Genomic DNA, 19,353 nt, shown 5'->3' on the forward strand with positions numbered 1-19,353 from the left:
CGCAACGCCCACCAAAACCACAACATCGGAGCCTTGCATGATTCCCTTCAATCGTCGCACCTTGCTCAAGCTCAGCGCCGTCGCCTCGGCCGCCGCTGCCGTGCCCCGCTTTTCCCTGGCAGCCAATACCGCCCCAGCCGCCCCAGCCGTCGCATCCCCGTCGGCAGCCAGGGAGGGCGAGGGCACTACACGTATCCTGGCGGCCTATCTGGTCAAGGCTCGCTTCGAAGACCTGCCGGCGAAGGTGCGCAAGGAAGGGATACGGACTCTGCTCAACTGGGTGGGTGTCGCCGTAGGCGGCTCGCATCATGAAACGGTCGTTCGCGCGCTGCGTGCGCTTCAGCCGTTCTCCGGGCCTGAGCAGGCCAGTCTGCTCGGCCGGACCGAGCGACTCGACATCATGAATGCCGCCTTTCTCAACGGCGTGGCGAGTCATATCTTCGACTACGATGACACCCATCTGAAAACCATCATCCATCCCGCAGGACCGGTGGTATCCGCCATCCTCGCGCTGGCCGAGTACCGGCCGGTGACGGGAGCGGATTTTCTGAATGCCCTCGTGCTGGGTGTGGAAACCGAGTGCCGCATCGGCAATGCCGTCTACCCCAATCATTATGATGTGGGCTGGCATATCACCGGCACGGCGGGGGTATTCGGCGCGGCGGCGGCGGCCGGCAAGCTGCTGGGGCTCAGTGAGCAGCAGATGGTCTGGGCGCTGGGCCTGGCCGCGTCCCAGCCGGTGGGCTTGCGGGAATCCTTCGGCTCCATGAACAAGAGCTTCAATCCCGGTCGGGCGGCCAGCAACGGGCTCTTCGCCGCATTGCTGGCGGGGCAGGATTTCACCAGTTCCCAGGGTATGCTCGAAGCCAAGCGCGGCTGGGCTCACACCATCAGCACCAAGCAGGACTTCGCGCAGATTACCGAAGGCCTCGGTACTCGCTACGAAGCAGCCCTCAACACCTATAAACCCTTCGCCTGTGGCATCGTCATCCATCCGGCGCTGGATGCGGCCATCCAGCTGCGCAACCAGTATCAGCTCAAGCCCGAACAGATCGCCGAGGTGCGCCTGCGCGTCCATCCCCTGGTGCTGGAACTGACCGGCAAGCAGACCCCCACGACGGGCCTGGAAGGCAAGTTCAGCATCTACCACTCGGTGGCCATCGCGCTGATCCAGGGCGCCGCGGGGGAGCGGCAATACAGCGATCAAGCGGTGCAGGATCCCGCAGTGGTTGCCTTGCGAGGCAAGGTGATGGCCACGGTCGATCCTGAGATCAAGCCGCAGCAGGTGGACATGATCGTCGTGCTCAAGGATGGCCGCGAGCTGCATAAATATATCGAGCACGCCATCGGCAGCGTGGAGGTGCCCATGACCGACGAGCAGCTCGAAGCCAAATTCAGTGACCTCGCCGAAGGCATCCTGCCAGCCAAGCAGACCTCGGCACTGATTGATACCTGCTGGAAGGTGGAGCAGCTGGCGGATGCCGGCCAGATCGCTCGAGCCGCCCGGCAGGGAACAGTGTAGTGCGGGTCTGCCACGGGGTCTGAAGATGTGCTGGCATTATGAATCGCTGCAGCGATTCTCTCGGTGCTCGTGCAGTCTTTGGGCGGCTCCTGGTTGGCCTCATGAAGGCACGCCTGATTGTCGACCTTGATTCGTGCAGGGAGACGTCAACATGATCCATGAGCTGACCAAGCTGTCGGGCCCACTACTCGAGCTGCCGAGGATCTCGGCCGTGGCCGTGAATTGGATGGCAGGCGCGGACGCCGGACCTGTCCTGGGTTATTGGCATTCCGAAATCGGCGAGCTCGGCGTGGTCCTGATCTTGCGCAGCTTTGCCAGCTATGACGAGTTGGCGACGGAACGCCAGCGCTACAACCAGAGTGCCCAGCCATTCAAGGACGGGGGGCTGATCCGGTCCGTGCGGCAGGAGAGCTACCAGGCCTTCGACTTTCTTCCGGCCATCGAACCGCGCGCCCATGGCGGCCTCTACGAATTTCGCACCTATTGGTTAAAACCGGGTGGCCTGCCAATTACGCTCGCCGCCTGGCAGGCAGCGCTGGAGCCGGCAAAAGCCTATACCGATCACCTGGTGACCAACATGGTCGCCCTGGACGGACCCCTACGTATCACGCACATCTGGGGCTTCGAATCCATACAGCAGCGTTTCGACCTGCGAGCAACGCACTATGCGGCAGGGCTGTGGCCGCCACGCGGCGCACCCGAACAGATTGAGCGTGCCACGTCCCTGATCGCCCTGGCAGGCGAGCATTCGCGCTTACGCTAGGCAACGCTCGGCGATCACGCCTGGCGGCACCAAAGGGCCTCGACGAAGCCGCGAATCTCTTGGGCCAGGTCGTCATCCTCTGCTGTTCCGCCCATGAAACCGCCGTGGGGCATGCCTTCGCCGAGGTAGAACTCGACAGGCACCCGGGCGCGGCGCAGCCCACGATGCAAGCGCGCCGCGTTGGACAGGAACAGGTCGCGGGTGCCCGTTTGCAGGAAGGTGGGCGGTAATCCCTCAAGCTGGCCGAACAAGGGCGAAAGATAGGGGTGGGCGAGATCCGCGTCGCCCGCATAGAGTTGATTGATGGGCATCAGGGGGAGGGGCAGCATCACATCCACATGGCGGTTGGTGTGGAAACTGTCGCCGGATTCGGTCAGATCGACTTCCGGCGACAGCAGCACCAGCCCGGCGGGCATCGGCAGACCTTCGTCGCGACTGCGCAAGAGCGTCGCCAGCGCCAGGTTGCCACCCGCCGAGCGTCCGATGAGAACGATATCGGCAGGCGAGTACTGGCTCAGCACATGCCGATAGGCCGCAAGGCAGTCATCCAGCGCGGCAGGATAGGGAAAGTCAGGCGGCAGGCGGTAATCCACGCCGAAGCACCGAACGCCGTAGCGGTCGGCCTGTTGCTGCGCGCCGACGCGGCAGGCCTCGCCACCGCCGAACAACAGGGCACCACCGTGCAGGTCGATACAGGCTCGCTGGGGGTGTGCCGATCCTTCAGGCGTGGCGACATGGATTTCGGTTTCACCGAGGATCAGGGTGTCGACACTGGCGCGGGGATGGCTCGCCATGCCTTTCACCGCCACCTCATAGTGGTCGTTCACCTGGTCCTTGAGCGCTTGCCAGGCTGCCTTGTCCGCTAACGGCGGTAGCGGCTGAAGCGCATTGACCGGAAGCCCCTGGGCAGTGACCAGGCGTTGCAGCGCAGCCCTCGCCGGCGCGCTGATCGAGGTGGGAAAGGGTACGATGCGTTGCGGCACCGACACGCCTTCAGACGGAAGGGTGGTCACGGCCTTGGCCATAAGCGACTCCGGTATTTGGGTGCAGTGGGGGGCGGCGATGGAGGGGCGAGTCGCCACTCCCGGTAGTCGGGCATCAGGCATGGATCACGGACACTGCAGCGCTCAGCGCGCCGAGCACCTCATCGTCAGGCGCCGCATCCGTTATCAGCGTACTGATGTCGGCCAGCGGGATGATGCCGTAGGGCGAGGCCGCGCCGAGTTTTTCCCGCGTCGCCAGGACCAGGGTCTCCGCCGCCTGGCGGCTGATGATCCGCTTGATCGCCGCTTCTTCGGCATTGCCGGTGGTGGCACCGGTTTCCGGATGCAGACCGGTCACGCCCATGAAGTAGCTGTCGACCCGCACCCGGGCGATGGCCTCCGCGCAGGCCGCCCCCAGGGTGACGATGGAATGCTTGAACAGGCGGCCGCCCACGAGCTCGACCTCGATCAGCGGATGCTCGACCAGCTCCACCGCGATGTTCGGGCTATGGGTTACCACGGTGATCGCAAGATCCTTGGGCAACTGGCGGACGAGTTGGACATTGGTCGTGCCGCCATCGAGAAAGACGATCTGCCCTGGCTGGATCAAGCGCGCACCCGCCCGGCCGAGGGCCACCTTGCTGGCCGTGGAAGCCTCTTCGCGCTTGGCGTAGTCCGCGACCGCCGCCGAAGCCGGCAAGGCACCGCCATGCACGCGTTGCAGCACACCGTCAGCCGCCAGTTCCCGCAGATCGCGGCGAATGGTGTCTTCCGAGACCCCCAGCTGCTGGCTGAAGGTCTTGGCGACCAGCCGTCCTTCCTGGCGCAGTACCTGCTGGATAAGCGCCTTGCGTTCACGGGTAAGCATCCGGGACTCCTGCACGAAAATTCTTGACGTTGCACGAAACTGCACGAATTCTAGCGCGAAGCCCCAGGGCGGTAAACACCGCTCGCCAACCCAGAGGACTGCCCATGAGCATCGCCCCGCGTATTCGTGTCGAAGAGGTCGAGGTTTTATCTGACGACTGGTTCGTGCTGAAGAAAACCACCTTCGCCTTCCTGCGCAGTGACGGCACCTGGCAGCGGCAATCGCGAGAGACCTACGATCGCGGCAATGGCGCGACCATCCTGCTCTACGATCCCCAGCGGCGTACCGTGGTGCTGACGCGCCAGCTGCGCTATCCGGCCTTCGTCAACGGGCACGACGACCTGCTGATCGAGGCGCCCGCCGGCCTGCTCGACGCCGCCGAGCCCGAGGTGCGCATCCGCGCCGAGGTCGAGGAGGAGACGGGCTTTCAGGTGCGGGAAGTGCGGCAGGTGTTCGAGGCCTTCATGAGCCCCGGTTCGGTGACCGAGCGGCTGTATTTCTTCGTCGGCGAGTACGCTCCGGGCGATCGCACGTCGGCCGGCGGTGGCAATGTCGCGGAGGGCGAGGACATCGCCGTGCTCGAAGTCGACCTGGAGGAGGCGCTGGCGATGATCGATGCCGGGATCCTGCGCGACGGCAAGACCATCATGCTGCTGCAGTACGCGGCCCTGAGGCTCATGCCGCGCCTGGCGGTCAGCTGATCGCCAGGGCTGCCTTGGGCGTTCGCCGCCTGGCGGCTAGGACGACGCCCCAGGGCGCAGGTAGGGCAACACATGGGCGATATAGTCGGCCTTGCCCAGCTCGACGCCCTGGGCGCGCAGGATGGCGTAGGCAGTCATCACATGGAAGTAGAACTGCGGCAGGGCCCAGTCGCGGACGTACTGTTCGGCCGTGAAGTCGAATACCAGGCCCTGGGGCAGTTCGTGGGCGACCGGTGCGCCTTCCTGGATGGAAAGGCCTGTGCCTGAGATCGCCTCTATCCTGTCCAGGGTTTCGCGGATGCGGGTCTGTGCCTGGGCGAGGGTGCCCGGTTGTTCGCCGGCGTTGCGGCCTTCGTTGAGCAAGTCTGTCAGTTCGGGCGGAAAGGCCTGGTCGTGCAGTCTCAACATTCCTTCCTGGGCCTGGACGCAGGCGAAGCGGATCTGGGTGGCGAGGGGAAACATGTCGGGCGCCAGGCGGGCGGCCAGCAGCGTCTTGGCCGTGCCATCCGGCCGTTGGGCCTCGGCCTTGCCGAGCCAGGCCGAAAGGGCGCCAAGCAGATTCGTGTAGGTGGGGACGAGAATATCCGTGAAGGTCATGGCGGGTCCTTGCTGGGTCTGAAGCAGGGTGGGTTAGTCTAGTAGAGGGTGTTGGCGATGCGCTGCGGCAGGGCCCGGTCGTAGGCATCGCCGTCTATCTGGGTCGGACATAGCTGCTTGAGGATCGACCCGGGAGAGGGCAGGGCACTGCGCGGCAGGTGCCTGGTGGCATCCCACAAGCCGGCCCTGATCACCGCGCGGCTGCACTGGAAGTAGACACTGCTGACTTTGATCTCCAGTACCGTCCGCGGGCGCTGACCCTTGACCTCGAAGCGCGCCAGCAGCGCGGGATCGACGGCTATACGGGCGGTGCCGTTGATCCGTAGCGTCTCGCCAATGCCGGGAATCAGGAACAGCAGCGCTACCTGGGGATCCTGGAGGATGTTGCGCAGCGTATCCAGGCGATTGTTGCCCCGGCGATCCGGCAGATAGAGCGTCCTGGCGTCCTCGACCTGCACGAAGCCGGGCGCATCGCCGCGCGGCGAGGCATCCAGTCCCTGGGGCCCTGAGGAGGCTAATACCACGAAGGACGCCGCCTCGATGAAGGGCTGGTAGGCAGGGTGAATGTGGTCTGTTTCCTTGAGGATCGAGGGTGCCGCAACCTCGCCGTAGAGACTTTCCAGCGATTCCAGCGAGGTGATGTAGTCCTGTTCCTGGTTGTCCTGCTCCATGTGAGACTCCTGGTTTGTTGTGCTCTGCGCGCCTTGGCTCACGCGTGGCTCTTCCGGTGCCAGGCGTTCGCGACAGGCGAAGGGTTGGCTGAACTGTAGCCGATACGGTGGAGGAGAGCCCGGTCTGTGGGCATGTTCCCGCGAGCGTCGCTTGCCTAGCGACCTTCGCCAGCCAGATGGAGAGTCCGTCCGGCGAGTACAGCGTTCGTCATGGCCAGGAGGTGGGAGGTCGTCGAGAGCCTGGGTGGACGGCTGTCGGGGGAGCCGAGCTGGGGTATGCCGTCGGTTGCTGCAATGCAGTCAGGCGATACATGAGCCACTGGCGAGGGAAATGGCTATCGAGACTGGGTTTGGGCACGATTGCGCCCGTTCAGATCGTCAGTTTCCGGCTGAACTTCGTTTCCATCACGATGTGCGAAGCGGTGTGGGCGACACCCTTGATCATGTTGATGCGGGTGAGCTCCGCATTCAGCTCGCCGAGCGTATGGGTGGCGAGGTGGATGATGAAGTCGGATTCACCCGACACGGCATACACGGCCTGTACCGCTTCCATGTTGCGCAGGTGCGTCATGACATCGGTGTAGCTCTTGTTGGTGCAGGAGGTCATGGTGAAGCAGTTGATCACCTGCTGCAGGCGATCCTGATCGATGCGGACGCTGTAGCCGGTGATCACGCCAGCCCGTTCCAGGCGGGTGATCCGCTCCTGTACGGCGGAGCGTGAGACGCCAAGCTTGCGCGCCAGGGCCGCGGTGGGCTCGCGGGCATTGGCCTGCAGCAGCGCCAGCAGTTGCCGATCCTTCTCGGTCAGCTGAAACAGCGCTCCGGTGTTGCGTGCATCCATGACCTTTCCTCGGCTCAACGGTGTCCGTGCGCCCGGGCTTCCTGAAATCTGTCCATCAGCTTGAGATAGGCATAGACGGTCTGCGCGGCCGCTGGTCCGACCGGACCACCATTCCATTCGAGGCCGTAGGCGGAGAACAGCCGATAACGATCCGTCTCGCCACAGATGGCTTCCGCTATGACGCGGCCCCCGATCGGTGCGGTGTTCATACCATGGCCCCCAAATGAAGTACAGGTCCATACCCCTGTCGCCAGGCGACCGATGTGCGGCATCTTGTGGCGCGCATAGCCCATCAGTCCGGACCAGGCTTTGGCGATCTTCAGACCCTGCAGCTGGGGATAGACAGCGAGGATGTCGCGGGTGAGCAATTGCCCCAGCCGCTGCTCGTCCTGCAGGTTGTGAGTGGTGATATGCCCGCCCCAGAGCAGACGATCGCCTTCGACGATGCGGTAGTAGTCCGAGGCGCGTCGGTTGTCGCCGACCGCATCCGTGGTGGTCACGGCACTCGCGAGCCGCTCGCCCAGAGGCTCGGTCAGCACCACGTAGGTGGCGATCGGCAGGAAGGCGCGGCGGAGTCGTCCGAATTCCGGACCGCCATAGCCTCCGCAGCAGTAGACCACGTCGCGACAGGTCACCGAGCCTTGGTCGGTCGTGACCCGGTGACGGTCCGCCTGGCTCACCACCTCGCGCATGGCCGTGCACTCGTGGATCACGCCACCGCCGGCCTCGAATAGCTCCGCCAGGCCCAGGCAGTAGTTCAGGGGGTGGAAGTGAAAGCCATGGGTGTCGCGTAGCGCCTGAAAATAGCGGTCGGTCTTCAGACGCTCCCGGATCTGCTGGGTGTCCAGATACTCCAGTTCGAAGTCGAAGTCCCGCGCCATGCGATCGCGGGTCCGTTGCAGATTGATGCCATCCTCGTAGCGCACCACGCTGAGCTTGCCGGCCGTGGGTGCACAGCCGGGCAACTGGTGGCGGGCGATGGTGTCCCGGACGATGTCGACACCCTCCAGCGACAGCCTGAACAAGGCGGCCGCGGTCTGACGGCCGCAGCGCCGTTCGATCGCGGACAGGCCTTCCGACCAGCCCTGCAGGACGAATCCGCCGTTTCGGCCGGAGGCTCCCCACGCCACGCGATTCGCTTCCAGCAAGACCACCGAACGGCCACGCGCCAGCAGCTCCCAGGCCGTGCTCAGACCGGCCAGGCCGCCGCCGATGACGCAGACGTCCGCCGCCACATCGCCTAGCAAAGGCGCGCGTGGCGTGGTTGCACGCATGGTTCCGGTGTAATAGTTGTTGCTGTAGGCAGCCATCAGCGGGTGTCCTTTTTCGGGCAGCAGCGGTCCACGCACCCGCCGCATGACGGGTACGGGTGTCTGAAGCGATGGTTACTGAATCAGGGTGAGGTCAGTGCCGTACCATTTCTGCGAGAGTTGCTTGAGCGTGCCGTCGGCCTTCATGTCGGTGATGGCCTTGGCCAGCTCCGCGTTGAAGGCCTCGTCGCCCTTGTCGACCGCGATGGCGAGGGGTTCGTAGTAGGCCGGTTTGCCCGCTACGGCGGCGATGGGGTAACCCGCCTTGATGGCGCCCAGCACGGTCGGCAGTGCCGACAGGGTAGCGTCCAGCCGGGTGCCGTTACCCATGCGCAGATCGTCGAGCGGCCCCATGCTGTCGCCATAGGTGAGGACTTCGCCAGGCTCCACCTCGTAGGTGAACGCGGGTACATCGGCGGCATCGATCTTCAGACGCCTGTTGATGTAATCCTCTGAAGTGGTACCGGCTTCGACGCCGATCTTCTTGCCATTCAGCGCGGAGAGCGTCGTCTTGGCCGCGTCCTTGTGCACCGCGAACACATAGGGCGTGTAGTAGTAGACGGCAGGGAAATCGAGTACTCGCGCCCTGGCGGTCGTCGGCGTCATGGAACCGACGGAGAGATCCCAGCGATTGGCCCAGCGACCGGCGGTGATGATGCCGTACTCGGGCGTCACGAAGGTCACCTTGGTCCCGAGTCGACGCCCGATCTCGGTCGCCACGTCGATGTCGAAGCCGCGCAGCTGATTGTCCTCGCCAAGAAAGGACTGCGGCGGCCAATTGGCTGCGGTTGCCACCTTCATGACCTTGGTCTGGTGAATGCGGTCCAGGGTCGCGCCGGCCCAGGCGGAGGGCAGGGCGGCACTCAGGGCGGCAGCGGCGGCGACAGCGGTGAGAAGACGAGTGGCTGGGATCATGGTGATGTCTCCGGATACACGTTTGTTGTTGTCGTGAGGGGTGTAACGGCGGTGGTCAGTGACTGAGGATCTGCGAGAGAAATTCACGCGCGCGCGGCTGGCGCGGGTTGTCGAAGAATTCGTCCGGACGGGCCTCTTCGATGATTTGGCCCTGGTCCATGAAGATGATCCGGTCGGCCACCCTGCGGGCGAAGCCCATCTCGTGGGTGACGCAGAGCATGGTGATGCCGTCCTGAGCCAGCTCGCCCATTACATCCAGGACTTCCTTGACCATCTCCGGGTCGAGCGCCGAGGTCGGTTCGTCGAAGAGCATGATGCGTGGCTTCATGCACAGTGCCCGGGCAATGGCGACCCGCTGCTGCTGGCCGCCGGAGAGCTGGCCGGGATACTTGTCCGCCTGGTTGGCGATCCGTACCCGCGCCAGGTATTGCAGGGCCAGTTTTCGTGCTTCGGCCTGGTCGAGCTTGCCCACCAGCCGCGGGCCCAGCATCAGGTTCTCCAGCACCGTCAGGTGTGGGAAGAGGTTGAACTGCTGGAACACCATGCCGACCTGTCGGCGGATACTGGCCACGCTGGCCGCTTCGCGGGTCAGCACCTGGCCGGCGATCCGCACCTCGCCCTGCTGGAAGTCCTCCAGCAGGTTCAGGCAGCGGATCAGCGTCGACTTTCCTGAGCCGGAGGGACCACAGATCACGACGATCTCGCCGTTGCCGATGTGTAGGTCGATCCCCTTGAGGACCTGGAAGTCGCCATACCATTTCTGCAGATCGCGTACCGCGACGGCCGCATTGAGGTTGGATGAAGCCGAAGTTTGATGCATGGGGTGCTCCCGGGTTAGCGATGGGCGCGGTCGAAGCGCTTTTCCAGACGGGCCTGCACGGTTTCGAGCAGGATCGACAGCATCCAATAGAGCACTGCGGCCGTGATCAGCATTTCCAGGTGGCGGAACTCCGCGCGCCCCTGGGTACGCGCCAGGAACATCAGCTCCCAGACCCCGATCACCGACACCAGCGAGCTGTCCTTGAGCATCGAGATGAACTGGTTGCCGGTCGGCGGAATGATGAGCCGCATCGACTGCGGCAGGATCACGCGAGTCATGGCCTGGAAGGGCGTGAGGCCGATTGCCCGGCAGGCCTCCCACTGCCCGCGCGGGATGCTGCTGATCCCGGCACGAAAGATCTCGGTCATGTAGGCGCCGTAGCACAGCGACAGTGCCAGCACCCCCGCTGGCACCGCGCCCACGACATAGCCCAGTTGGGGAATGCCCAGGTAGATCAGGTAGATCTGGATCAGCAGCGGTACACCGCGAAAGAACGAGGTATAGAAACTCGCAATGGCGACGGCGAAGCCGTTGGCCGAAAGGCGCGCAGTGGCGCCCAGCAAGGCCAGCACGAAAGCGATGGCGATGGATAGCGCCGAGACGTAGACGGTGGTGAACACCCCTTGGGTGATCATGAAACCGACTTTGCTGAAGATGAAGCTGTAGGACAGATCGAAGGTATCGAAGAACAGCAGGAACAGCAGCAGCAACTCGCACCAGACGGTGGCCACCTGAGCCTTCAGCGGAAATCGGCCAAGGATGAACAGGTTCAGCATCAGGGTAAGGGTCAGCGTCCCGGAGACCGCGATGTTGCGCAGCATGGGGGCTTCCAGGTCGAGCACGATCGGTCCCATGAGACGGGCCAGACCGCCTTCGCCGACGCCATAGACACAGGCCAGCAGAAAGACGGCGGCGGCTACCGCGGCCATGAACGGAAGGCTGTCTGTCGCGCGGGGTTTGACGATGTGGTCGCGATACATGGTTCGGTCCTCACGCGCTTGGCGCTTTTCTTGTTGTGAGGCCATTGTAGGCAGGCGTTGTGCAGGGCAGTACCCGGCGAAACGGGTCAGTTCGCTGGTAAATAATTGAAAATCGACAGGCATGACCTGTCGGTCTGACGGCTTGGGTTGGCGAATGGATGGAGCGGCGAAAGTGGCTGAGCGCTGTAAGCCGACCTCTCTGGAAGGCCAGGTCCTCTGCCTGACGACCGTCTCCGAGCGGTCGGCACTCGGGCCATGACAGTCATCTCGGCGGCCGATTTCTGCGGTGATGCATTCCTCGGGTCCCCTGTCGGGGAGCGGTTGCTCGCGGCCTGGCGATCCCACCCGAGCTGGACTCTTGCGGTCTAGGCGTGGTCCTAGCAAGGTGAGAGCCGCCGCCGAGCTGGTCCGACCCTCCTGCGGGCTGCCGTTTCTGGATGGCTTGCTGAACAACCAAAAGGAACCTCCTGATGACCCAACCCTTACGTCTGTACGAACTGACCGGCGCCGACGATAGCTGCCGCTTCAGCCCCTATTGCTGGCGCATACGGCTGGCGCTGGCGCACAAGGGGTTGCCGGTGGATACCGTGGCCTGGCGCTTCCACGAGAAGGAGGCCATCGCCTTTTCCGGCCAGGGCAAGGTGCCGGTGCTGGTCGACGGCGACCAGTGCGTGAGTGACAGCTGGACCATCGCCGAGTATCTGGATCGCCAGTACCCTGAGCGGCCTGCCCTGTTGGGCGATGCCTCGCTCAAGGCAACGACGCGCTTCATCAACCAATGGGTCGCGGACAGCGTCCATCCGGCGCTGGCGCGGTTGATCCTGCCCGACGTCCATGGGGTGCTGGATGAAGCCGACCAGGATTATTTCAAGCGGACGCGCGAGGCGGCATTTGGCGTGTCGCTGGAGGCCCTGGCTGGGCAACGCGACACCTCGCTGCAGGCCTTTCGCGACGTCCTGAAACCCCTGCGCAGCACCCTGGCGGTGCAGGATTACCTGGCCGGCGAAGCCCCGGCCTATGCCGATCACATCGTCTTCGGCGCCTTTCAGTGGGCGCGGATCGTCAGTGCCCAGGCGTTGCTGGCCCAGGACGATCCCATCACCGCCTGGTGCGAGCGGATGCTCGACGCCTACGCTGGCGTTGCGCGCCACACACCCGCGGCAGCCGAACGGTAGTTCGCCGCTGCGTCTGAGCCGGCGGCTCGCCCGGGCCTGCCGTCGAGGCGTCCACCATAACGAACGCCCCGACGGCAGCGCCGGCACCCCTGGGTTCCTGGCGCAATCCTACTGGATCACTGGCCGGTGCTGGCCAACCGACTCATTCTCTTCCTGCCGATCCCGCTCGGCCATGAAGTCCCCGGGCAGGGATTCGACGTACAGGCTTCTGCTGGAGAGGGCGAAGCGCACGCCGATTTTGGCGAAGGCTTCCATCATCTCCAGATTGATCGCCTGCTGGATGTCCATGTACAGGTTGTAGCTGGCATCCAGAACGATGTAGACAACCTCGAAGTCCAGCGAGCTGTCGCCGAAGGCCAGCAGATGAGCCCGGTCGAAGCGCGTCTTGTCCTGCCGTTGAATGATGTCTTTCAGGGCGGCAGTCACCTGCCTGATCTGCTTCGGCTGGCTGGCATAGGTCAGGCCGAATTTGAAGACGATGCGACGCTCCTGCAGCTTCTTGTAGTTCTGGATGGTGCTGCCGATCATCTCGGCGTTCGCCATGACGATCTGTTCGCCGCCCAGACTTCTGATCCGGGTGGTCTTCAGGCCCACATGCTCGACGGTGCCCGCCAGCGAGCCGACGACGATGAAGTCGCCCACTTCGAAGGGCTTGTCCACCGCGATGGAGAGGGAGGCGAACACATCGCCGAGGATGTTCTGCACCGCCAGGGCGATGGCGATGCCGCCCACGCCGAGGCTGGCGACGAAGGCGGTGATGTTCACGCCGAGATTGGACAGCATCGCCAGGCCGACCACGGCCCAGAGCAGCACCTTGGCGCCCCAGAGTGACAGGGTGGCCAGGGCGCTGCCCTGGTAGACGTCGGCCTGGCTGTGCTTGACGAAGTAATGGTGCAGCGCCAGGGCCACCGCCCGGTTGGCCCACAGCCCGGCCTGCAAGGCCGCCACCACGAACCAGAGGCTGCTGACCCGCGTCAGCCAGCGCTCGGGGAGATCCAGTATTCCCACGCCGATCAGGATGGCGGCCAGCAACAGCAGGGTATTGCTGGTGCTGGAGAGCACCTGGATGGCGATATGGCTGACATGGGCACCCGGTTTCTCGGCGCGGGTCCGCAGATTTCTCAGGACGAAGCCGATGATGGTGCGGGCGAGGGTGAAGCTGAGCAGGATGATGCACAGCATGGCGAGCCAGTTGGCCAGCGAGATGCCGAGCAGACTGGTCGATAGCAGGGTGTTGAAAAATCCGAGATCCATAAAGCAGGGGTTCTTCTAGCCGGTTCAGAAATCGCCACGACTCGGCCGCGCAGGCGCGGTCGCGACTCGTTTTATCCCAGCGCGCTCTTGGTCAACTGGAACACAGGACGCCGTCCGCCGGCTCGGCCATTCAGCCAGGAAACCGCGGCAGGCATCAGCCAGGTTGGAGTCCATTGCGGCGGTGCCGTGCACTTTTTTTCAGGGTTCGGGACCGTTCGGCGCGTGCCGATCAATCGGCTAGCAAGCGCGAGCGCCTCTGGCCCGGTGGTTGCGGCGGGCGGTGCCAAGTTGACAAAAAGTGGGCTCGCCCACCCTCGACGGCAGGTGGTAAAGGAGAGGGACAGGCGGGAGGATCGAGCGCCGGTCGCGCTCAGGGAGGCAGGAAGTGGCGGCCCGACCGGGTGACCGACAGCGTCCCAGCCGCCTGGCCCCCGGGGGTGATTACCTGGTGTGCGAGACCTCGGTGCAGATCAGTCCCGAGCGCCTTGCCGGGCTCAGTGACTGTACCCGGTCGGCTTGTGGCGGATGGTCTTGAGCAGGTCCTCCGGGCTGATGCTGGCCAGCGCCTTGGCCGCGGCCTGGCTGCCCGGCAGCGGCAGGTCGAGGATATGGCCCTTCATCTTGCCCACCACATGCATTTCGCAAGGCTTGCAGTCGAACTTCAGGGTCAGCACTTCGTCGCCGTGGACCAGTTGCATGGGCGCGACCTTGGTGCGCACGCCGGTGACGCCCTTGGCCTGCTTGGGGCAGAGGTTGAAGGAGAAGCGCAGGCAGTGCTTGGTGATCATCACCGGCACCTCGCCAGGCTCTTCGTGGGCCTCGTAGGCGGCGTCGATCAGTTGCACGCCATGGCGATGGTAGAAGTCGCGGGCCTTCTGGTTGTAGACGTTGTAGAGAAACGACAGGTGCGACTCGGGATACACCGGCGGCGGACTGGTCTCGGCCTTGCGGCGGCCGCGCGGGTGGGCGGCGATGCGCGCCGCGGTCAGCTGCTCGATGGCCTCGCGGCGCAGCGCCTTGAGTTGCGAATTGGGTACGAAGAAGGCCTGGGGGGCGTCCAGGGTCACGTCCAGCGCGTGGTACTCGGTGGTGCCCAGCTGGGTCAGCAGGTCGCGCAGCCCATCCAGCGCCTGCTCCGGCTTGTTGGCCATGCCGAAGGGACCGTCCAGGGCAACGGTGACGCTCACGCCTTCCTCGCTGATGGCGGTCAGCTGTAATCGCTGCTCGCGCAGCTCGGCCTGCCAGCGCACGCCGATGCGGCGCTCGGCGCTGGTCTTGAGCAGGGCCTGCTGCCAGTTGTGGTCCAGGTTGCGCGACAGCGGATGATTCGGCCGCAGGCGGAACAGCCCCTCGGGCATCTCGTTGGGTTCGACGCGATAGCGATAGCGCTTCGCCCCGTCTTCTTCGAATTCGCCCTTGAGCTCGGCAACGTTGGCGCGAAAGCCCACCACCTCGCGCTTGACCAGCACGTTGAGCCCGTCGCCGTTGGACAGCGGCTCTTCGGTCACGGCGATGAAGTCGCGCTTGCTGACCTTTTCCACCTGACCCACCGGCAGCCCGGTAAAGGTCGGCGAGTCGAAGGCGCCGATGTCCACCTTGCGGTCGGTGACGAAGTAGTCGGTACTGCCGCGGTGGAAGGTCTTGTCCGGGTCGGGGACGAAGAAATGCGCCGTGCGGCCGCTGGACGCGCGCGCCAGGTCGGTGCGGTCTTCGAGGATCTCGTCGAGCAACTGGCGGTAGTAGGCGGTGATGTTCTTCACGTAGCCCATGTCCTTGTAACGCCCCTCTATCTTGAAGGAGCGCACGCCGGCCTCGACCAGGGCACGCAGGTTGGCGCTCTGGTTGTTGTCCTTCATCGACAGCAGGTGCTTCTCGAACGCCACCACCCGACCCTGGTCGTCCTTCAGGGTGTAGGGCAGGCGGCAGGCCTGGGAGCAGTCGCCCCGGTTGGCGCTGCGGCCGGTCTGGGCATGGGAGATGTTGCACTGGCCGGAGAAGGCCACGCACAGGGCGCCATGGATGAAGAATTCGACGGCCGCGTCGGTCTCGGCGGCGATGGCCGAGATTTCCTGCAGATTCAGCTCGCGCGCCAGCACCAGCTGGGAGAAGCCGGCCTGGTCGAGAAACTTGGCCCGCGCCAGGGTGCGGATGTCGGTCTGGGTGCTGGCATGCAGCTCGATCGGCGGGATGTCCAGTTCCAGCACGCCCAAATCCTGCACGATCAGCGCATCCACGCCGGCGTCGTACAGCTGGTGGATCAGCTTGCGCGCCGGCTCCAGCTCGTCGTCATGCAGGATGGTGTTGATGGTGGTGAACACCCGCGCGTGATAGCGCCGGGCGAATTTCACCAGCTCGGCGATCTCGCTGACCTCGTTGCAGGCATTGTGCCGCGCCCCGAAGCTCGGCCCGCCAATGTAGATGGCATCGGCCCCATGCAGAATGGCCTCTCGCGCGATACCGACATCGCGGGCCGGGCTGAGCAATTCCAGATGGTGCTTGGGCAGGGACATGGCGGTTCTTCTCGATCAGGCGTGGCACGGCAAGGCGCGCATTGTAGCGGGCGAGGGGGAGGAGGGCACGCCTGGGGTGCTGGGTGGTTGGCGCCAGTCCATCAACTGGAAAGAGGATCTACAGACTCGCCCGTTGATTAAGGGGCATCCGTGTTTCCGGCCGGCATCCCGGTGCGGGGAGCGCAACGGGGCAGATGGAGTTGCGGCCGCCAGGGGCTCAAGCATCGCCATCTCACCGGATATGGCGTAAGCGCATTCCAAAGGGGAATGAATGCCTGTTCCTCTTTATCGCTTTTTTCCATTAATGGGTCGTCGTAAAACCTCCGTCACCTTTAATAAACATAAAAATCGGAGGACTCATGACCGAATCCCTGGCTTCAAAGCCGGCGCCGGCAGTAGCGGAACGGTCAGCGCTACAGACGCGGTCCAGGACCCGCTACCGCTGGGTGGTACTGGCGGTCATCGTGGTCGTGTACATGCTCGCTGCAGCCGATCGGGCCAATATCGGCATCGCCCTGCCCTATATCCAGAAGGAATTCGGTGCGACCAATGCCGAGGTGGGTCTGCTGGTCAGTGCCTTCTTCCTGTTCTACTCGCTGGGTCAGATACCGGCAGGCTTCCTGCTGAGCAAGGTCAGCGTGCGCGTGGTCGCTCCCGCAGCGATTGGGCTGACGTCGCTGGTGACGCTGCTGATCGGTACCTCCCACAGCATCGGCATGCTCAAGCTCTATCGCTCGGCCCTAGGCGTGGCAGAAGCTGCCTTGCCGCTGTCGATGCTGAGCACCATCAACCGCTGGTTTCCACCGCGGGAAAAGGGCACGGCTACCGGGGCGTTCCTGTCCGCCGCGAAGATGGGTGCGGTGATCGCACCGCCACTGGGGGCGGCGCTGATTCTGCTCGATGGCTGGCGCACCATGTTCATCGCCTTCGCCCTGCCAGGCGTGCTGCTGGCCTTGCTCTGGTGGTGGCTCGTCCCCAATGACCCGCGGGCCTGCAAGCAGGTCAGTGACGCCGAAGCCGAGCACATCGAAGACCAGACGACTGCGCACAGCGAGTCGGTCCGTAAGCACCGGGATTTCGGCAGACTCGACCGCGCGCTGCGCTATGAGCACACCCCCGTCCTGGATACGTCCCGTTCCGTGTTCAGATCCTGGAACATCTGGGGGTGTGGTCTGGGCTACCTGCTCATGACCGGTGTGGTGAACGTGCTCCTGGCCTGGCTCCCCAAGTACCTGGGTGAGGTGAAGCACTTCGAGCTGATGCAGGTCGGCTTCGTGGCGTCCTTGCCCTTCGTTGGCGGGGTACTTGGCAATATCGTCGGCGGCTGGCTGTCGGATCGAATCCTGGACCGCCGTCGCAAACCGACCATGATGATCAGCGCGGTAGCGACCTGCGTGATGATGGTCGCGCTGGTTTACGCGCCCAATGGGTTGCTCGCGGTCGGTCTGTTGCTGTTCGGTACCGGCTTTCTGCTCAATATCGGCTACTCGTCGTTCTCGGTCTATTCGATGGGACTGACGACCAGAACGACCTATCCGGTGGCTGCTTCCGTGGTCAACAGCGCGGGCCAGGCAGGGGGTGCCATGGCGCCGCTGATCACCGGCTTCCTGCTGGACAGCTACAGCTGGACGGCAGTTTTCATCTTCCTCGGCATCTGCTCCCTGGCCGCGCTGGCCTTCGTGCTGACCATTTCCGAGCCGGCTACCGCGCCTGTCGAGGCCTCTGCTACCTAGGGCGTCGCGATCCTGATTCCGGCTCGCAACCACCTGCTGCACGCCGCTTCTGCAGCAGGAAGGTCTGGCGATACCGGGCTAACGCTGCAACTGTTTCGTGAAGTCGCAGAGTTGTGTCGCCAGCGTGGCGATCTCGGCGACGAAGGTCGAGGGCCGGTCGTTGCGGTACATCGCCATGTAGGGAACCGGGGGCAGCTCGGGATCGGTCTCGACGATGACGAGCTTGCCTTCGTCCACCAGCGGGCGGAAACACTCGCGCGGCAGATAGGTGACGCCCAGGCCCGCCGAGGCCAGGCCGAGCATGGCGGTAAGGCTGTCGGAGGAGAGGATCCTCGGCAGCTCTATGCCGCGTGCGTGCAGCCAGCGATTCACGAACAGGCCGGACCCTGACTTCTTGCCCTGCATCAGCATGGGATACTTGGCCAGCTCGGCAAGGCTCACCACGCCTGAACTCCGCACCAGTCCCGGCGCGGCCATCCAGGCATTCTCCACGGTCGCCAGGGGCACGCTGGTGACCTCGGGTGCCGTGAAGGTGTCCGGGATCACGATGAGGTCGACCAGGTCGTCCATCAGCCGCTCGTGCAGGTTGCGACTCATGTCGACCTCGGGTTCCACGGTCAGCCCGGGGAAGTCCGCGACCAGTCGTGTGACCAGGCGCGGCAGCCAGGTCCAGGCGGTGAGTTCGGTAACGCCCAGTCGCAGGCGGCGCGTGGTGACGTGCTTGCCGTCCTTGAGCGAGGTGATGCGCTCGTTCAGATCGAGCATCTCCCGCGCTATGACCAGCAGCTCCTCGCCCTCGGCGGTGAAGCGGGCACCCCGCTGCGAGCGATCGAACAATTGCAGGCCGGTGGAGGACTCCAGCTCCTGCACCCGTTTCGAGATGGCCGACTGGGTGGTGTTGAGGTGTTCCGCAGCCCTTTCGAACGTACCCAGCCGTTCGATCCAGTGCAGCGCCAGTAATTGCCGTAGCGTGACCATTGGCATTCCTTCGGGGCATGAGTGGTCATACCTTAATATCGCTTTTTCTATTTGGCCACCGGCCTATCCTCGACGTCATCCAACAAGAGGAGCCCCCATGAACGTCATCGCTTCCCGTCCGACCGCGCTGGTCGAAGCCTTCGCCCGCACCTCCACCTCGATCATCAGCGACTGTCTCGACCGGCTTCCAGGCGCTCGGCTGCGACCCTTCCACCGGATCGAAGGCACCATGGCGGGCCTTGCGCTCACCGTCAGAGTACCGGCCGGCGACAATCGGGCGATCCACCAGGCGCTGGAACTCCTCGTCCCTGGCCAGGTGCTGGTGGTCGATGGCGGCGGCGATCTGAGTCGCGCCCTGATGGGCGACATCATGGCGGCTATCGCGGAAAAACGCGGTGCCGCGGGGGTCGTCGTCGATGGGGCGATCCGCGACCTGGCGACGATCAGCAAGGGCAGCTTTCCCATCTTCGCGCGTGGGGGCTATCACCGTGGGCCCTACAAGAACGGCCCGGGCGAGATCAACGTGCCGGTGAGCATTGGCGACATGATCGTGTCACCAGGAGACCTCGTCGTGGGTGACCATGACGGCATTGTCGCCTTTCCCATCGCCCAGGCGGCGGAGCTGCTCGACCGTTGTCTGGCGACCGAGCGCAAGGAAGCGGAGATGCTCGCGCAGATTGCCGCTGGAACCTACCGGGGCGCCTACGCGGCCCATTGATTACGGAAGAAACA

Annotated in this window: 18 protein-coding genes; 6 read left to right on the top strand and 12 right to left on the bottom strand. The window is 64.3% G+C overall.

Features of this window, described 5'->3' with window-relative positions; genetic code table 11:
* Window positions 1–37: 37 nt before the first annotated feature.
* On the top strand, window positions 38–1,522 hold the full coding sequence (locus QMX82_RS09770) for an MmgE/PrpD family protein (RefSeq protein ID WP_282282800.1): 1,485 nt from the start codon (window positions 38–40) through the stop codon (window positions 1,520–1,522).
* Window positions 1,523–1,673: 151 nt separating this feature from the next.
* Window positions 1,674–2,285 carry an NIPSNAP family protein gene (locus tag QMX82_RS09775; RefSeq protein WP_133860952.1) on the top strand — a complete coding sequence of 204 codons (612 nt, stop codon included), beginning with the start codon at window positions 1,674–1,676 and terminating at the stop codon, window positions 2,283–2,285.
* Window positions 2,286–2,299: 14 nt separating this feature from the next.
* On the opposite strand, the gene QMX82_RS09780 is transcribed toward QMX82_RS09775, so the two are convergent.
* Window positions 2,300–3,310 (bottom strand): alpha/beta hydrolase, encoded by a 1,011-nt coding sequence (locus QMX82_RS09780; RefSeq protein ID WP_133860951.1) that lies wholly within the window; start codon window positions 3,308–3,310, stop codon window positions 2,300–2,302.
* A 73-nt stretch (window positions 3,311–3,383) separates the two neighbouring features.
* Window positions 3,384–4,136, bottom strand: coding sequence for a DeoR/GlpR family DNA-binding transcription regulator (locus QMX82_RS09785; RefSeq protein WP_282282806.1), 753 nt, complete (start codon window positions 4,134–4,136; stop codon window positions 3,384–3,386).
* Between the two features lie 104 nt (window positions 4,137–4,240).
* Between QMX82_RS09785 and QMX82_RS09790 the strand changes: the two genes are divergently transcribed.
* Window positions 4,241–4,837: an NUDIX domain-containing protein gene (locus tag QMX82_RS09790; RefSeq protein ID WP_208691565.1), complete on the top strand. Its 597-nt coding sequence runs from the start codon at window positions 4,241–4,243 to the stop codon at window positions 4,835–4,837.
* A gap of 36 nt (window positions 4,838–4,873) precedes the next feature.
* On the opposite strand, the gene QMX82_RS09795 is transcribed toward QMX82_RS09790, so the two are convergent.
* The 7 genes from QMX82_RS09795 to QMX82_RS09825 all read right to left on the bottom strand — a co-directional run bounded on the left by QMX82_RS09795 (window position 4,874) and on the right by QMX82_RS09825 (window position 10,971).
* Window positions 4,874–5,434 carry a DUF1993 domain-containing protein gene (locus QMX82_RS09795; protein WP_282282808.1) on the bottom strand — a complete coding sequence of 187 codons (561 nt, stop codon included), beginning with the start codon at window positions 5,432–5,434 and terminating at the stop codon, window positions 4,874–4,876.
* Window positions 5,435–5,472: 38 nt separating this feature from the next.
* Complete coding sequence (locus QMX82_RS09800) at window positions 5,473–6,105, bottom strand: pyridoxamine 5'-phosphate oxidase family protein (protein ID WP_280306568.1); 633 nt, start codon at window positions 6,103–6,105, stop codon at window positions 5,473–5,475.
* A 370-nt stretch (window positions 6,106–6,475) separates the two neighbouring features.
* Window positions 6,476–6,946 carry an Lrp/AsnC family transcriptional regulator gene (locus tag QMX82_RS09805; protein WP_133860947.1) on the bottom strand — a complete coding sequence of 157 codons (471 nt, stop codon included), beginning with the start codon at window positions 6,944–6,946 and terminating at the stop codon, window positions 6,476–6,478.
* Between the two features lie 14 nt (window positions 6,947–6,960).
* The gene (locus QMX82_RS09810) at window positions 6,961–8,256 is read right to left on the bottom strand and encodes an NAD(P)/FAD-dependent oxidoreductase (protein ID WP_187979567.1); all 1,296 of its coding nucleotides are present in this window, start codon (window positions 8,254–8,256) and stop codon (window positions 6,961–6,963) included.
* A gap of 75 nt (window positions 8,257–8,331) precedes the next feature.
* The gene (locus QMX82_RS09815; protein ID WP_187979566.1) at window positions 8,332–9,171 is read right to left on the bottom strand and encodes a transporter substrate-binding domain-containing protein; all 840 of its coding nucleotides are present in this window, start codon (window positions 9,169–9,171) and stop codon (window positions 8,332–8,334) included.
* A gap of 55 nt (window positions 9,172–9,226) precedes the next feature.
* Window positions 9,227–9,991 carry an amino acid ABC transporter ATP-binding protein gene (locus QMX82_RS09820; RefSeq protein WP_133860944.1) on the bottom strand — a complete coding sequence of 255 codons (765 nt, stop codon included), beginning with the start codon at window positions 9,989–9,991 and terminating at the stop codon, window positions 9,227–9,229.
* A gap of 14 nt (window positions 9,992–10,005) precedes the next feature.
* Complete coding sequence (locus QMX82_RS09825) at window positions 10,006–10,971, bottom strand: amino acid ABC transporter permease (RefSeq protein WP_133860943.1); 966 nt, start codon at window positions 10,969–10,971, stop codon at window positions 10,006–10,008.
* Between the two features lie 470 nt (window positions 10,972–11,441).
* Here QMX82_RS09825 and QMX82_RS09830 point away from each other — a divergent pair, with 470 nt between their 5' ends.
* The gene (locus QMX82_RS09830; protein ID WP_187979564.1) at window positions 11,442–12,146 is read left to right on the top strand and encodes a glutathione S-transferase family protein; all 705 of its coding nucleotides are present in this window, start codon (window positions 11,442–11,444) and stop codon (window positions 12,144–12,146) included.
* Between the two features lie 108 nt (window positions 12,147–12,254).
* On the opposite strand, the gene QMX82_RS09835 is transcribed toward QMX82_RS09830, so the two are convergent.
* On the bottom strand, window positions 12,255–13,400 hold the full coding sequence (locus QMX82_RS09835) for a mechanosensitive ion channel family protein (protein WP_208691562.1): 1,146 nt from the start codon (window positions 13,398–13,400) through the stop codon (window positions 12,255–12,257).
* A gap of 494 nt (window positions 13,401–13,894) precedes the next feature.
* A complete protein-coding gene (locus QMX82_RS09840; protein WP_208691561.1) occupies window positions 13,895–15,910 on the bottom strand; it encodes a peptidase U32 family protein in 2,016 nt (671 codons plus the stop codon).
* A gap of 359 nt (window positions 15,911–16,269) precedes the next feature.
* On the opposite strand from QMX82_RS09840, the gene QMX82_RS09845 reads away from it, so the two are divergent.
* A complete protein-coding gene (locus QMX82_RS09845) occupies window positions 16,270–17,643 on the top strand; it encodes an MFS transporter (RefSeq protein WP_208691560.1) in 1,374 nt (457 codons plus the stop codon).
* A gap of 78 nt (window positions 17,644–17,721) precedes the next feature.
* Here QMX82_RS09845 and QMX82_RS09850 read toward each other — a convergent pair whose 3' ends face one another.
* A complete protein-coding gene (locus tag QMX82_RS09850; RefSeq protein WP_058790481.1) occupies window positions 17,722–18,621 on the bottom strand; it encodes a LysR family transcriptional regulator in 900 nt (299 codons plus the stop codon).
* Window positions 18,622–18,718: 97 nt separating this feature from the next.
* Here QMX82_RS09850 and QMX82_RS09855 point away from each other — a divergent pair, with 97 nt between their 5' ends.
* Window positions 18,719–19,339: an RraA family protein gene (locus QMX82_RS09855; RefSeq protein ID WP_273862176.1), complete on the top strand. Its 621-nt coding sequence runs from the start codon at window positions 18,719–18,721 to the stop codon at window positions 19,337–19,339.
* The last annotated feature ends 14 nt before the right edge of the window (window positions 19,340–19,353 follow it).

It is taken from the genome of Pseudomonas sp. PS02302 (assembly GCF_029959585.1).
GTDB classification, from domain to species: domain Bacteria; phylum Pseudomonadota; class Gammaproteobacteria; order Pseudomonadales; family Pseudomonadaceae; genus Chryseomonas; species Chryseomonas aestiva.

Excerpts from the sequence above, each read along its gene's own strand:
- QMX82_RS09805 (WP_133860947.1), bottom strand. The coding sequence starts at position 6,946 with ATGGATGCACGCAACACCGGAGCGCTGTTTCAGCTGACCGAGAAGGAT.
- QMX82_RS09775 (WP_133860952.1), top strand. The coding sequence starts at position 1,674 with ATGATCCATGAGCTGACCAAGCTGTCGGGCCCACTACTCGAGCTGCCG.
- QMX82_RS09840 (WP_208691561.1), bottom strand. The coding sequence starts at position 15,910 with ATGTCCCTGCCCAAGCACCATCTGGAATTGCTCAGCCCGGCCCGCGAT.
- QMX82_RS09815 (WP_187979566.1), bottom strand. The coding sequence starts at position 9,171 with ATGATCCCAGCCACTCGTCTTCTCACCGCTGTCGCCGCCGCTGCCGCC.
- QMX82_RS09795 (WP_282282808.1), bottom strand. The coding sequence starts at position 5,434 with ATGACCTTCACGGATATTCTCGTCCCCACCTACACGAATCTGCTTGGC.
- QMX82_RS09780 (WP_133860951.1), bottom strand. The coding sequence starts at position 3,310 with ATGGCCAAGGCCGTGACCACCCTTCCGTCTGAAGGCGTGTCGGTGCCG.
- QMX82_RS09810 (WP_187979567.1), bottom strand. The coding sequence starts at position 8,256 with ATGGCTGCCTACAGCAACAACTATTACACCGGAACCATGCGTGCAACC.
- QMX82_RS09820 (WP_133860944.1), bottom strand. The coding sequence starts at position 9,991 with ATGCATCAAACTTCGGCTTCATCCAACCTCAATGCGGCCGTCGCGGTA.
- QMX82_RS09785 (WP_282282806.1), bottom strand. The coding sequence starts at position 4,136 with ATGCTTACCCGTGAACGCAAGGCGCTTATCCAGCAGGTACTGCGCCAG.
- QMX82_RS09800 (WP_280306568.1), bottom strand. The coding sequence starts at position 6,105 with ATGGAGCAGGACAACCAGGAACAGGACTACATCACCTCGCTGGAATCG.
- QMX82_RS09770 (WP_282282800.1), top strand. The coding sequence starts at position 38 with ATGATTCCCTTCAATCGTCGCACCTTGCTCAAGCTCAGCGCCGTCGCC.
- QMX82_RS09835 (WP_208691562.1), bottom strand. The coding sequence starts at position 13,400 with ATGGATCTCGGATTTTTCAACACCCTGCTATCGACCAGTCTGCTCGGC.
- QMX82_RS09845 (WP_208691560.1), top strand. The coding sequence starts at position 16,270 with ATGACCGAATCCCTGGCTTCAAAGCCGGCGCCGGCAGTAGCGGAACGG.
- QMX82_RS09855 (WP_273862176.1), top strand. The coding sequence starts at position 18,719 with ATGAACGTCATCGCTTCCCGTCCGACCGCGCTGGTCGAAGCCTTCGCC.
- QMX82_RS09790 (WP_208691565.1), top strand. The coding sequence starts at position 4,241 with ATGAGCATCGCCCCGCGTATTCGTGTCGAAGAGGTCGAGGTTTTATCT.
- QMX82_RS09830 (WP_187979564.1), top strand. The coding sequence starts at position 11,442 with ATGACCCAACCCTTACGTCTGTACGAACTGACCGGCGCCGACGATAGC.
- QMX82_RS09850 (WP_058790481.1), bottom strand. The coding sequence starts at position 18,621 with ATGGTCACGCTACGGCAATTACTGGCGCTGCACTGGATCGAACGGCTG.
- QMX82_RS09825 (WP_133860943.1), bottom strand. The coding sequence starts at position 10,971 with ATGTATCGCGACCACATCGTCAAACCCCGCGCGACAGACAGCCTTCCG.